The 14706-nt window shown below is 38.1% G+C and carries 8 protein-coding genes; 7 read left to right on the top strand and 1 reads right to left on the bottom strand.

Annotated elements, in window-relative coordinates; translation table 11 throughout:
• Positions 1–131 precede the first annotated feature (131 nt).
• The 3 genes from purL to msrP all read left to right on the top strand — a co-directional run bounded on the left by purL (position 132) and on the right by msrP (position 5674).
• Positions 132–4004, top strand: coding sequence for a phosphoribosylformylglycinamidine synthase (purL, locus tag R8G33_03545; protein MDW3094727.1), 3873 nt, complete (start codon positions 132–134; stop codon positions 4002–4004).
• A 121-nt stretch (positions 4005–4125) separates the two neighbouring features.
• A complete protein-coding gene (locus R8G33_03550) occupies positions 4126–4713 on the top strand; it encodes an outer membrane beta-barrel protein (protein MDW3094728.1) in 588 nt (195 codons plus the stop codon).
• Between the two features lie 13 nt (positions 4714–4726).
• Positions 4727–5674, top strand: coding sequence for a protein-methionine-sulfoxide reductase catalytic subunit MsrP (gene msrP / locus R8G33_03555; GenBank protein MDW3094729.1), 948 nt, complete (start codon positions 4727–4729; stop codon positions 5672–5674).
• A gap of 4 nt (positions 5675–5678) precedes the next feature.
• On the opposite strand, the gene R8G33_03560 is transcribed toward msrP, so the two are convergent.
• Positions 5679–6551 carry an ATP-binding protein gene (locus tag R8G33_03560; protein ID MDW3094730.1) on the bottom strand — a complete coding sequence of 291 codons (873 nt, stop codon included), beginning with the start codon at positions 6549–6551 and terminating at the stop codon, positions 5679–5681.
• Positions 6552–6612: 61 nt separating this feature from the next.
• On the opposite strand from R8G33_03560, the gene R8G33_03565 reads away from it, so the two are divergent.
• The 4 genes from R8G33_03565 (at position 6613) to R8G33_03580 (ending at position 14698) form a co-directional block, all read left to right on the top strand.
• A complete protein-coding gene (locus tag R8G33_03565) occupies positions 6613–9738 on the top strand; it encodes an FG-GAP-like repeat-containing protein (GenBank protein MDW3094731.1) in 3126 nt (1041 codons plus the stop codon).
• 158 nt (positions 9739–9896) lie between these two features.
• Positions 9897–10328, top strand: a complete 432-nt coding sequence (locus R8G33_03570) for a hypothetical protein (GenBank protein MDW3094732.1) — start codon at positions 9897–9899, stop codon at positions 10326–10328.
• A gap of 283 nt (positions 10329–10611) precedes the next feature.
• Positions 10612–13278 (top strand): AMP-binding protein, encoded by a 2667-nt coding sequence (locus R8G33_03575; protein MDW3094733.1) that lies wholly within the window; start codon positions 10612–10614, stop codon positions 13276–13278.
• A gap of 1 nt (position 13279) precedes the next feature.
• Positions 13280–14698, top strand: coding sequence for an MBOAT family O-acyltransferase (locus R8G33_03580; protein ID MDW3094734.1), 1419 nt, complete (start codon positions 13280–13282; stop codon positions 14696–14698).
• The last annotated feature ends 8 nt before the right edge of the window (positions 14699–14706 follow it).

Genomic DNA, 14706 nt, shown 5'->3' on the forward strand with positions numbered 1-14706 from the left:
ATTGAACGATATGAGTGCAAAAACAACTGATTTTGATAACAATTTTACTACGTGTTTCATTACGTAGATTCAGCTAATATAGCCACATTCTTGAACAGATTTTCTAACATTTTATTCGAGCTTCAGACATTATGCTGATCCTTCGCGGTGGCCCAGCAGCCACGCCATTTAGACTTCAACAACAGTTAAATTCCATCCAAAAAATCGCTTCAGAGATAGAGTCCATTGAATCACATTGGATTTACTTCACTGAGAATTCTGGTGTATTGCCATCAGAGCAAATTGGGACATTACGTGCATTACTCAGTGTTGAACAAGCAATATCATCAAATTATAAATTAGATGAACAATTTATTGTAAGTCCTCGTATTGGAACGATTTCTCCTTGGTCTTCTAAAGCAACTGATATCGTTGAGCACAGTGGCTTGGGTAAGACAGGTCGAGTAGAAAGAGGGGTATTATTTAGTCTTTCAGGTTGGAGAAAACTCGATGAAGTCACACGCCAGCAAGTAGCCTTATTGCTCCATGATCGAATGACGCAAAGTGTACTCACACAGATCGGACAGGCACCTTTATTATTTAAACATGAAGAACCAGCGCCGGTGCAACGGTTAACTTCCATCGAAGGAATGGCAGCAGATATTGCTGGGTATAACACTGAGTTAGGTTTGGCACTATCGAATGATGAAATTGAATATTTGGTTGAAAATTATACAAGATTAGATCGATGTCCTTCAGATGTTGAATTGATGATGTTTGCCCAGGCTAATTCAGAGCATTGTCGACACAAAATCTTCAATGCGAGCTGGACAATTGATAATGAAAAGCAAGACGAAACATTATTCGGCATGATCCGTACCACTCATGCAAATGCGCCACATAACGTGCTTTCTGCCTACAAAGACAACTCAGCAGTGATTGCAGGTCATGCAGGTGAACGTTTTTACGCCAACAAAGACACCACTTATTCATACTCTACAGAAGATATTCATATCTTAATGAAAGTTGAGACTCATAATCATCCGACAGCGATATCACCATTCCCTGGTGCGGCCACTGGCTCAGGTGGTGAAATTAGGGATGAAGGCGCCACGGGACGCGGAGGTTATCCCAAAGCGGGATTGTGTGGATTTACCGTTTCTAATTTACAAATACCTGGCATGCACGAACCTTGGGAAGGTAATTACGGCAAGCCAGATCGTATCGTGTCTGCCCTAGATATTATGATCGAAGGTCCCATCGGCGCTGCAGCGTTTAATAATGAATTTGGCCGACCAAATCTATTGGGCTACTTCCGTACATTTGAGCAAGAAGTAGACGGCGTGATACGTGGTTACCACAAGCCCATCATGATTGCCGGTGGCATGGGTAACATTCGTGCCAGCGATGTTGAGAAACTAGATTTTCCAGCAAGAACGCCCATTGTTGTTTTAGGTGGCCCTGCCATGTTGATTGGTTTGGGTGGAGGTGCAGCATCCTCTATGGCATCAGGCAGTAGTAATGAGCAATTGGATTTTGCCTCCGTGCAACGTGAAAATCCAGAAATGGAGCGCCGATGCCAAGAAGTGATTAATAGGTGTTGGGGGCTAAAAGATGAGAATCCGATTTTGTCAGTACATGATGTTGGAGCCGGTGGTTTATCAAATGCCTTGCCGGAAATTTTGCACGATTTTGAGCGTGGAGGAATTATCGAATTACGCAAAGTGCCTAATGCTGAGCCTGGAATGTCACCGATGGAAATCTGGTGTAATGAGGCGCAAGAACGTTATGTATTAGCGATAGAAAAAGACAAATTAGAAATCTTTAAAGCACTTTGTGAAAGAGAGCGATGCCCCTATGCCATAGTCGGTGAAGCAACAGAAAAGCAAGATTTGATCGTGACCGATGCAAAATTTGGTCAAAATCCAATCGAAATCCCAATGGAAGTGCTTTTAGGTAAGCCGCCGAAAGTAGAACGCAATACCTCAAGGAAACTGCAATCCCAAAAGAAAGCAAACTATAGCAATATTAAAATTGATCACGCCATAGAGTATGTGCTTAGAAACCCAACGGTGGCGTCTAAAAAGTTTCTAATCAGCATAGGTGACCGCACTATTACTGGACTGGTTGCCCGTGATCAGATGGTTGGACCATGGCAAGTTCCTGTGGCGGATGTGGCAGTGACCGCAAGTAGTTTTAAAGCATATTCAGGTGAGGCCATGTCTATGGGAGAACGTACTCCAATAGCACTTAGCTCAGGACAAAGTTCTGCACGCATGTCTTTGGCAGAAGCTGTCACCAATTTGGTTGCTGCGGATATAGAAAATTTACATGATATTCGACTCTCAGCAAATTGGATGGCTGCTGCAAATTATACTAATGAAGACAGTGTATTATTTGATACAGTTAATGCACTTTCTGATGTATGTAGAGAACTCAATATTGCTATACCCGTGGGTAAAGATTCTTTATCTATGCAAACTCAGTGGCAAGAAGCGGGGGTTGATAAGAATGTGGTTTCACCCGTGTCGTTAATTGTCTCAGCGTTTGCTCCTGTATCAGACATTAGAAAAACGTGGACACCTCAAATAAGAACGGATGTAGGGTCAAGCTACTTAATTCTGCTAGATCTCGGTGAAAAGAAAAATAGATTAGGTGCTTCTTGTTTGAGTCATGTTTATAAGCTTGATGATGACAATGTGCCAGATTTAAACTCATCTGAATTGCTGCTAAAATACTTCAATTATTTTAATAGGTTAAGAGAGAAAATTGATGTAATATCTTATCATGATCGTAGTGATGGTGGGCTATTAGCAACATTATGTGAGATGGCCTTTGCTGGACGCTGCGGAATGAAAGTACAGATAAACACATTAGGAGATGATGAGTTAGCCAATCTTTTCAATGAGGAACTTGGGGCAGTTTTCCAAGTGCTCGCAGAAGAATTAGGCGAGGTGACTTTGATTGCAGAGGAATATGGTCTTAGTGATTGTCTGCATGTGCTAGGTGAGCCAACTCTCGATGAAAATATTGTAATTACTCATAAGGATACGGAGTTATTGAATAAATCCCGTTCAGAACTTGAGTTGTTATGGAGCCAACCCAGCATCCACATTCAGAAATTACGAGATAATCCTGTTTCAGCCGAGCAAGAATGTAGTTTGATCGGAGATCATAATCACAAGGGCCTGGTTTCTAAACTCAGTTTTAATATTGATGAAGATATTACTGCCCCATTTATTACCAAAGGATTGCGTCCAAAAGTAGCTATTTTACGTGAACAGGGTGTTAACGGGCAGATAGAGATGGCTGCTGCATTCGATCGTGCAGGTTTTGAAGCTATTGATGTTCATATGACTGACTTGGTATCAGGTCGACGTGAGTTATCTGAGTTTCAAATGCTTGCGGCATGTGGTGGATTTTCTTATGGAGATGTCCTCGGTGCGGGAAATGGTTGGGCAAGTAGTATCTTATATAACAGTATGTTGAAAGAACAATTTAATATATTTTTTAATAGGCAAAATGTGCTTGCTTTAGGTGTTTGCAATGGATGTCAAATGATGTCTAACCTAAGTGAGATTATTCCCGGTAGTGAGCTTTGGCCAAAATTTTTGCGAAACACGTCAGAGCAATTTGAGGCACGTTTAGTCAATGTAGAAATTACAAACTCTCCGTCATTGATTTTCGAAGGTATGCAAGGCTCAGTGATCCCAGTCGCTGTTGCTCATGGTGAAGGTCGAATTGACGCTAATGGTGAGCATTGTGAACGTATAAAAAGCGCTAACCTAAATGTTATGCATTACGTGAATTCTTCAATAGAACCTACTGAAATTTATCCATTAAATCCTAATGGTTCTCATGATGGAATCACTGGATTAACTAACGCTGATGGTAGATTTACAATAATGATGCCGCATCCGGAACGATTATTCAGAGCTTGCCAGTATTCGTGGCATCCTGATGATTGGGAAGAGGATAGTCCCTGGTTAAGAATGTTTCGCAATGCTCGAGTAACCCTTAATTAGCTTGGCTATTTATAATTGTCAGATCATGTGAAACTATGCTGGTTGGGACTGTCATATTTACTACACAAGTCAGGTCTTTAATGTGAGCTAATAATTCAGTTAGCTGGGGGTGCGGAGTAGTATGAATCAATATACTAGAATTGCTGTGTTTATTTCACTGTGCGCGATAAACGCGTCAATAGTGCAAGCAGAATGGTACTTAGGTGCAGGTCAGATACCAACGGCTAATTGGTATGAACTGGATGACTATTCGATCGATACAACAATTTCACATGATACTGATCCTGGTATTAAATTCTTCAGTGGTTACAAAGCGAGCGATTTTTTCTCGGTAGAGTTGGAATATAAAGACCAAATGGAATTTGGTGTTGGTAATGTCTTCTCAGGGAATGAGCTTTGGTTGACTGACCAAAGTGATGTTGAACTTGAGAGTAAAACTCTATTCTTCACTGGTATTAGCACGTTTGCTATTGATGAAACCAAGCGCTTGTATTTACGAGGTGGCTTATATAATTGGGACCTAAAATCTACTAATCAAAACGCAACTGACAATTCCCAGGCAAATAAGAGTGGTACGGATATATTTTATTCTGTTGGATCTTATTTTGATGTGACTGAAAGAATTGGATTTAGTGCCGAGTGGGAAAGATTTGAATATGAAAACGACGATGTAGATTTTATTTCTACCGAAATTCATTTTAACTTCTAGATTTAAACAAGCTGTGCTAATAAAAAGTAAAACTAGTTCATTCATTCCTGAGTCTGAAGTAACTGACTATAAAATTTACAAACACCGTCGAGAGTTCATAAAAAAAGCTACTGGTGCTGCCGCTGCACTTAGCTTGGGAATTCCTGCATTAAGTTCAGCGGGTGTAAACATTCAAAACTATAAAAAAGATTTAGATAATCCACTTGCAGATGAGCTCACTGAAGAAATTAAAATCACTTCGTATAATAATTTTTATGAACTAGGCACAGGTAAGGGTGATCCAAAATTAAATGCGCATTTATTAAATACAGAGCCCTGGGCAATACAAGTAGAAGGTGAGTGTGCTAAACCTGGTGTGCTAGGGTTAGAAGATTTTGTTTCGCCGCACCAAGTAGAAGAAAGGATATATCGCTTACGCTGTGTAGAAGCATGGTCGATGATTGTACCTTGGTTAGGTGTTGAGCTAGGTCCTGTGTTAAAGCGTTTCGAACCAACAAGTAAAGCTAAGTATGTAGAATTTACTACCATTCTTGATCCAGACAATCTGCCTGGTCAACGTCGGTCAGTATTAGACTGGCCTTATAAAGAAGGCTTACGTATAGATGAAGCAATGCATCCACTCACAATTCTTGCAGTTGGTCTATATGGAAAGCAATTACCTAATCAGAATGGTGCGCCATTAAGGTTGGTTGTGCCATGGAAATATGGATTTAAAAGCATTAAGTCTGTTGTAAAAATTCGCTTCACTGAAAGTCAGCCTAGTACAAGTTGGAATTTATCATCTTCCAAGGAGTATGGATTTTATTCAAATGTTAATCCTGAAGTTAATCATCCGCGATGGAGTCAAGCACGTGAAAGAAAGATTGGTGAGCTTCGAAAAAGAAAAACATTAATGTTCAATGGCTATGCTGATGAAGTAGCATCACTTTATGATGGTATGGATTTAGAGAAGTATTTTTAAATTTTTAATTATTGAGGAGATATTTGCCTGCATAGTCCCGTGCAAACTGATTTGCAATACGCCCACTACGTGATCCTCTTTGTAATGCCCAGCGCAATGCAAGTTCGCGGTATTCATTTTGATTTTGTTTGATTCCAAATATTTTTAACCAATGTTCAACAATAGATAAATATTGATCTTGCGTGAGTGCATGAAATGATAACCATAAGCCAAATCGGTCCGATAAGGAAATTGCTTCTTCAATGGCTTCGGCATGATGAATCTCTCCCTTAATGTGTTGTGCATGTTGATTGTCTGCTAACTTCTCTGGGAGTAGATGACGGCGATTGGAGGTTGCATAAATTAGAGAGTTCTTGGGTAAGCTGGTTAGAGAGCCATCTAATGCTGCTTTAATATCTTTATAACTTGAGTCATCTTCATTAAAGGAAAGATCGTCGCAAAATAATATAAATTTTTGCGGTTGATTGGATTTAATACAATTCACTATGTCAGCCCAATCTGAGAAGTCACTATGATTAATTTCTATCACACGTAACTGCTGATAAGTAAATTCTCCTAGAATTGCTTGAATTAGCGATGATTTGCCAGTGCCTCTAGAACCCCATAACAAAGCATTATTTGCAGGAAAACCTTTAACAAACTGTTGAGTGTTATCTAAAAGCAGTTTAGCCTGACGATCTATATGGAGGAGACTGTCTTGAGAAATTGGACTTTCCCATTTAATAGAAGTAACACCTTGATTTTTACACCAACGCAGTGCAAATGAATTCTTTTCAATAAGTTGGTTTTTTAATGGATTTTGCAATGATTCTAGTCGGTCTAGCAATCGATTAGCCTTGTTTAATACGTCATTTATCAATGTTGCATCAGTGGTCATGATTTGAGGCGCTTCAAGTTAATAGTTATCATTTATCATATCGGTTATTTGTAATCTAAACATGGCAATACAGACATCAATATTCGGTAATCGCCGGGTTATTTTAATTTCCATCGTTATTATTGCAATTGCAATTGGATTTTGGTCAAGTTCACGTTATCCAACTTTGCAAGGCAAAGCGGATATGACGGGGATAATTCATCTGGAAGATACATTGACTCATGAGGTATTTATCCATGTTGATGAAAAGGCTTCTTTTGTAGAAAAAGTAGCCTATACCACCATCAATTGGGCATGGACTAACCGTCAGGGAATGACATTTGCGGTATTTATTGCTGCAGCTTTTATGACCCTATTTAAATATCTGCCGCGCTATCGTTCGCGAAATCGTTTTCTGAATAGTCTGTATGGTCTCGCAACAGGAACACCATTAGGTGTTTGTGTTAACTGTGTGGCACCTATTGCTAAAGCAATGTATGAGGGAGGGCGAAGTATTCACACCTCGTTGGCAGTAATGTTCAGTTCGCCAACTTTAAATATAATTGTTTTAACTATGCTGTTTACTTTGTTTCCCTTTTACTTAGCATTGATAAAGCTGGCGTTCACGATATTTTTAATCTTAGTCATTGTTCCTTTTATTTCGCATAAAGAAGCAGAGCAGGAAGCTGTTTCATGCGCCATTTCAGATGCACCAATCGTCTATTCTGAATCATGGTTTAAAGCTCTTATAGGTATCATTAAAGATTATTGGGATAGTTTTGTTTATATAGTCATACGCACAGTCCCACTGATGTTTGTCGCAGGATTTTTAGGAGCTCTTGTATCTCATGTATGGGATCCAAATACATTAATTGGAACTCAGCCTTCATTGTGGGCTGTGGTTGCAATTGGAATTTTTGGCACATTCTTGCCAATGCCAATTGCGTTTGATGTGATGCTGGCACAATCCTTATTTGCTGCTAATGTGCCTATAGTAGTAGTTATGACATTGCTGTTTACGCTAGGTACTTTCAGCATTTATTCTGGATTTATTATTTGGCGTACATTCAATTTTAAGTTGGCAGTGCTTTTATTTTTGATTGTTACTGCACTTGGTGTTGCGGCTGGTTACTTTGCTCAAGTAGTAACAGATTATAAAGAACAAAAATGGGAGAAACAGTACACCGATGAGGTATTAAAGAGCGACTTAAAACATTCAGGCTATATTGAAAATAGGAATATCACTAAGTTTTCATTGTATGGTCTTGAGGAAACAACACCTCAACCTATTGAAGAATTTTACTCTAAAAACAATATTCTAATTGCTCGCAGCGCATTTTCTGAGCCTAATGAAGATGGTATTTTGCCATTCACAAAGCATAAAGCAATTGATCTTGGTATAGATTCATATAACAAAATTGACGAAACCAATTTCATTGAGCCATTTTTTCTAGGTCGAGGTCTAGCATCTGGTGATTTTAATAATGATGGCTGGCACGATTTAGCCGTGGCAGAAACTGGTGGAATAGATTTATTTCAAAATATTAATGGTGAGTATTTCAAAAAAGTACGTCTGGATATTCCCCAGATAGTTAATTCGGAAGTGATATTTGTTGCAATGGCTGATATGAATCGAGATGGTTGGCTAGATTTCTATATTACAACATTCGGCGAAGATAATTATATTGCGTTAAATCCATTGGCAAATACGATTCAAGAACACCCTGTGCGGAAGATAGAAAATGGCGATGCTCTATTGACTATGTCAGTTTCTATGGCAGATGTTAATAATGATGGTTGGTTAGATATTTTTAATGGCAATTGGAATGGTGGGGAAATAACTGCAAACCCAGGTCCTAAAGCAAGTAATCAAATGCTGCTAAATAATAATCTTAAGTTTAATATCTTCCCACTTAGTAAGATGCCGAATGAGATAGAAGGTAATACCTTAACCTCACTATTAACAGATTTTAATCAAGATGGAAGTATGGATCTCATCGTTGGCAATGACTTTGAGGTGCCAGACCGATTTTATATTAATATAAAAGGTGAAATGTTTGGTCAATTGTCAAGAAAGCAGAATGCAATTCCTGGTTCTCCACAATTAAATATGAGTATCGACAGTGCAGACTATAATAATGATCTTAGTTTAGATATTTACATGACTGGAGGGTCGTGGACTGAAACTCCTAAAGAGGAACGTGCTGTTTCTGTTTATAAAGACTCTCAGTTTTGTTTAAACAAACAGACGACAGAAGAACAAAAAGAATGTCTCAAAATTTGGATGTTGAGTAAAATAAACTTGGCTAAAAATTTTAAAGAATGTGAAGAAATGCGTGAGCGGTACGGTGATGAGACAGTGAGAGACTGTTTAGTCACTCAGCGAGTTCACCAAATGAAATTCGATAGAAAGTCGTGTATGTCAGTCCCTGATATTTACAAAATCTATAAAATACTATGTAATGCTATAGAGGATTATCCAGAGCGGGTAAAATTAAATAATAGCAGTTTTATAAAGCAAATACCCGTTACGAATATTCTGCTTGAAAATAGGGGTAGAGGAGGTTTTGCTGACACTTCCGAAGCTAAAAATGCACAGTATGGCGCATGGAGTTGGGCTGGAAAATTTGCTGATTTAGACAATGATGGTTGGCAAGATATTTATGTTACAAATGGTTCGGTATATGCAGCGTTCGTTGGGCCAACTACTCATTCTCCAAATATGTTTTTCCATAATAATCAGGGAGAACAGTTTTCTCTAAAACATGTGTCATATGGTCTAGATGATTTTGATCATAGTTCTGCATTTACTTATATTGATATAGATAACGATGGTGATTTAGATATTATTGGAAATACAACCCACGGTGGTCTGAAAGTATTTAAAAACAATCAAAAGATTAACAACTCTATTGCAATTGAAATTAATGACGAAATAGGTAATGCAAATTGCATTGGCTGTAAAGTACTTATTGCAGCAGGTTCAGGTGATCAAGAAATGAAACAACTAAGAGAAATCAAAGCTGGTGGAGGATTCCTTTCCTTTGATGCTCCTTACGCTCATTTTGGACTTGGTAAGGAAACTGTCGTTCATAAACTTGCTGTACTTTGGTCAACCGGTGAGAGGAGTGTATTCAAGCGTGACTTTGATGCTGGTTATAAATACACCATCACTAGGACATCCATTGCTGAGGCGAAAATTGAGTAACTAATCCACTTAATCTACTAGGTATCGATAAAACAAATTGCTATCTTTTGGTGCAAAGGATTAGAATGTCGCCTGGAGAGCTATAAACAGTTAAATAACAATAATATAAATAGCACAATCACTATACACACTTAAAAAATATACTAGAGGGGTATTAAATGTCAAAAATTATAATTGCTATCATCATTATCGCAGGAGCAGTATATTATTACATGAATCATATGGCTCCAGAGCAAGGCGAAGCAGTGATGGATAAAGCATCTTCTGCAATGGAAAAAACTGGCGATATGGCCAGTGATGCGATGGATAAAGCTGGTGATATGACAGAAGACGCGGCTGATGCAACGGGTGATGCGATAGATAAAGCCGGAGAAATGGCTAGTGATGCCAAAGACGCTGTGATGGATAAAGCTGGTGAAATGGCTGACGATGCTAAAGATGCTGTCATGGAAAAAGCAGAAGACATGGCTAAGGACACCATGGATGATGCTAAAGATGCCGCTGCGGATCATGCTAAAGACGCTATGATGGATAATGCGGAAGAAGAAGCTAAAGATACCGCTATGGACAAAGCAAAATCTATGCTGTAACAGCTTTCCAGTACTAAGCATAAAGAAAGCCGGGAGAAATCCCGGCTTTCTTTTTTGTTCTCCCATAATAACTCTCAAATTTCTCTTTCAAATCATAATGAAAGAATCACTCCACCTAGTCAGATTTTGGTGCCCAAACATCCTGAAAAGCATGTTATTCATTTGGCGTTTTCACTAGATTCTAAATATGAATTTAATCATCTGCTTGTATCGACAGGAATGGATAAATTTGCATAAGTAGTAGAATAATACTTACCACTGTTAACAGGCTATCCTTAGAAGTATGGAACTATTTGCAAGCAAATTACGCGACTACGCTAATAATATTGCTGTCGTTTCAGATAGTGGCAAAACACTCAATTATCATCAACTTGCCGATAAGGTAGACGCTCGATGTAAAGAGATTGGAGAGCGAAGAAAGCTAATATTAGTAGAAACTGCAAATGAAATCGAACCACTAGTTGCATATCTTGCAGCACTTATAGGCAATCATCCGGTCATCTTAGTAGAGTCAGGTGCAACAGCAAAAGACTCACGAATAGCAAACACATTTAATCCTGAAGTTACATTCTTGAAAAAGAATGGGGAATGGCAATTTGTTCATCAACACAGCAGTGAGACAACTAATCTACACCCAGAGCTATGTGTGTTGTTATCAACATCGGGGAGTACCGGTAGCGCTAAACTTGTACGGCTTTCCAAAAATAATATTCAATCAAATGCAGATGCAATTGTTGAATACCTGGAGCTGAGTGAGCAACAAAAAGCTATTACGACACTTTCGTTTCATTATTCCTATGGCATGTCGATAATAAATTCTCACTTATCAGTTGGTGCGACATTATTGTTAACCGATGATTCTGTGTCGCAAACGAGTTTCTGGGATTTTTTTCATCAACAGCAAGCCACGAGCTTTTCTGGTGTTCCATACACATTTGAGTTACTCCAAAGAATAAATTTTACAGAAAAATCGTATCCTTCTTTGCAATATATTGCTCAAGCAGGAGGAAGATTATCCGAAGACTTAATTAAAGAATACGGTCAATGGTCGGAAGATCATGGGAAGAAATTTTTTGTCATGTATGGCCAGACAGAAGCTTCTCCTAGAATGGCATATCTTCCGCCAGAATTATTGAATAGCAATTCAGATTGCATCGGTATTCCTATTCCTGGGGGAAAATTCAAATTAAGTAGTAATGATGGAGAAGAAATAACCTCACCGAATATGTCAGGCGAGCTAGTGTACTCGGGCCCCAATGTAATGATGGGGTATGCCAATAGCATTGAAGATTTAGCATTAGACTCACAATTAAATGAACTTAAGACGGGTGACTTGGCTGAAGTCAATGAACACGGCTTATATAAAATTGTTGGTCGAAAGAGTCGGTTCTCAAAAATTTATGGCCTACGAATTAGTTTAGATGAGCTGGAAATCTTTTTGAATAAATATGGTTTTACTACTGTAGTCACTGGAAATGATGATCAGCTTGTTATTGCAACATTGCAAAAGAATTGTAGTGAGAAAATAGGCGAGCTGATGCAAGATCGTTATAAGATAAGTCCGAGTTCTTATACGATTCTAGAGTTAGATGAGCTACCTTTGCTTTCTTCGGGAAAAGTAAACTATAGAGAGTTAATATCGATTGGAGAGAAAGACGCTGCAGATTCTTCTGATTTTCAAAGTCTTTTAGAAGCTTATAGTCAGATTATGGGGAACCAAGACATTAGAGCTTCAGATTGTTTTCTAAATCTTGGTGGAGATTCATTATTCTTCATAGAGATCTCATTAGTAATTGAGCAAAAGCTTGGGTTTCTACCTGACAACTGGGAAGCTATTGCGATAGAAGATTTAGATAAAATATCTCAGGGCTCTTATGGCCAAGTAAAAACTACTACATCTAATGCAAAGCCTTGGCTTATATTAACGTTTGTTCTGTTATTTTTTGTCGTCGGCGAACTTTTCTTGCAAGTCAGAAGTTACTTAATGACAGGAAGAAGCGCATTCTCATTACTCGATGACAATAGTACTGTCATTGAAAACAAAGAAATCGATGTAAGCACTTATCGTCCAAATTTAAAAATAATCAATCCAGAAAATGAAAGTGTCCGTATATCAATTAACAGTGTTGGATTAAGAAGTCCAGAAATCTCCCCAACATTAATGGAAAACGAATCAAGGATTGCTATCGTTGGAGCTTCAACGGTAATGGGAGCTTATGCAGAAACAAATGAGAATACTTTTCCTTATCTATTATCCAACCAGCTGAAAGAGATTATTGATAATCCAGTGAATGTCATCAATGCTGGTATAGAAGGTCATTCAGTAAGTGATTCTCTCAAGTTAGTCGAAGGAATCATCTACGATCTTAACCCTACAATGATAATTGTTTACCCAGGGTTTAACGATATAACCACATTATGTAACGCAAACAATGAAACAGGTTCAAAGGTCTATTCATTACCCTATTTGCAACTACCTAATTGGATACAGTCCAAAGAGATGATACGAAAAAATACCCTCTTTGTAAGAGATCATAAAAATAGCCGGTTTAATTCACTCAATCCAAATGATGTCGATCCTTCAGCTTACAGAAATGACATAGAGAAATTAGTTGTTAGTATTAAACAACAAGGAATTACACCTGTTTTAGCGACTGTTGCTAGATCTTTTAACAATGTTGAGCCAGAACTTAAAAATGAATTAGCTGTAAGCGCTTTATATTTTTATCATTGTTTAGATCTTGAGGGCTTGCTGGCTATTACAGATCTTTATAATCAGCAGATCCGCAAAGTTGCTGAGAAGCACGATATCTTATTGATCGATGCTAGTAGATCCATGCCAGGAGGGAATAAATATTTCGTCGATGCTGGTCATTTCACTCTTACTGGTGAACAGAAAATGGCAAAGATTATTTTTGATGCAGTTAGCGACAGGTTAAAGAGCAACTAATATGTCGATTACTTCTTTCCCATACTTCATATTTTGTTTTATTGTGCTTTTGATTGCGACTGGATTGCAGAGTAATAATGAGCTGAAAAAAACATTTTTATTGATTGTCAGCTACTATTTTTATATGACTATTGATGTGCGGTTTGCTGGTTTGCTAGTGGCACTAACGACAGTTAACTATGTTGCAGGCCATTTAATATCGAAGAGTCCGAGTAAAAATATCAAAATTCTGTCTCTAATAGCAAGCGTCTGCATTAGTCTTTCGATTCTTTTCTATTTCAAATATTTTAATTTTTTCATCGATGCAGTTTATGATCTGTTATCAATTATAGGATTGGAGGGCCGTAGCACAGTCATTGAAATACTGCTTCCAGTAGGTATTTCGTTTATGACTTTCCAGGCGATTACCTACCCAATAGATTTATACAAAGGAACTCTTAAGCATAAGAGTTCATTAAAAGATTTCTCCTTATTTATGGCATTTTTTCCGCAGTTATTATCTGGACCAATAATGAGAGCCTCCTATTTTATTCCTCAGCTTGAAAATTCAAGCCGCGCTTCCAAGTCAGATATGCTAGAAGGGCTTGGTTTTATACTCAGAGGATTAATCAAGAAAATAATGATTGCCGATGTGCTTGCAGTACAAATTGTCGATCCTGCTTTTTCTGACCCTAATTTATTTTCATCATCGTTTCTACTGTTTGCGTTATTTGCATACAGTTTTCAAGTGTATATGGATTTAAGTGGGTACACCGACATTGCTATTGGTGTTGGAAAGATGCTCGGATATAAGATTCCTGTGAACTTTAACCGACCATATCTTGCGACCAGTATTGCAAATTTTTGGCAACGTTGGCATATCACCATGTCGTCTTTTTTCAGAGATTATCTTTACGAAGCAATTAAAAATTGTTCTTGGACAAACGTCTATGTAAATCTTTGGATTGTATTCATTGCTATTGGAATATGGCATGGAGCAGGGTGGAATTTTGTTATTTATGGATTCATCCATGGAAGCTTGGTTGGCTTTGAACATTTTCAGCGCCAACGTAGAGAAAACCAAGGTTTGCCTCCAAAAGTCTATAGAGGATTAAAGTTAGCAATACGAGTGCTACAAATCTTCACTATAGTTGTATTTACGCGATTACTATTCAGAGGAGACGACCTAAGCTCAAGCATTGAATATTTATCTGCAATGGCAAATTCTTCAATTTCCGCATTTCAAATTTCATGGTTAGCTTTGGCAGCATTTTGTGCGGCAATCTTACTGCACTTCACACCTATACAATGGCGAGACAGTATTATGATACTGGCAACTAAAATGCCATCTATTATTTATGCTGGAGGCATTGTTTTATTTGCTTATTTATTTATTGCATTAGGAACAGATCAAGCATCTTTTATATATTTTGATTTTTAAAATAAACG

The sequence above is a fragment of the Gammaproteobacteria bacterium genome, from assembly GCA_033344735.1.
In the GTDB taxonomy this organism is placed as follows: domain Bacteria; phylum Pseudomonadota; class Gammaproteobacteria; order UBA4575; family UBA4575; genus UBA1858.

Coding starts and splice junctions, on each gene's coding strand:
- purL (MDW3094727.1), top strand. CDS start 132: ATGCTGATCCTTCGCGGTGGCCCAGCAGCCACGCCATTTAGACTTCAA.
- R8G33_03550 (MDW3094728.1), top strand. CDS start 4,126: ATGAATCAATATACTAGAATTGCTGTGTTTATTTCACTGTGCGCGATA.
- R8G33_03560 (MDW3094730.1), bottom strand. CDS start 6,551: ATGACCACTGATGCAACATTGATAAATGACGTATTAAACAAGGCTAAT.
- R8G33_03565 (MDW3094731.1), top strand. CDS start 6,613: ATGGCAATACAGACATCAATATTCGGTAATCGCCGGGTTATTTTAATT.
- R8G33_03570 (MDW3094732.1), top strand. CDS start 9,897: ATGTCAAAAATTATAATTGCTATCATCATTATCGCAGGAGCAGTATAT.
- R8G33_03575 (MDW3094733.1), top strand. CDS start 10,612: ATGGAACTATTTGCAAGCAAATTACGCGACTACGCTAATAATATTGCT.
- R8G33_03580 (MDW3094734.1), top strand. CDS start 13,280: ATGTCGATTACTTCTTTCCCATACTTCATATTTTGTTTTATTGTGCTT.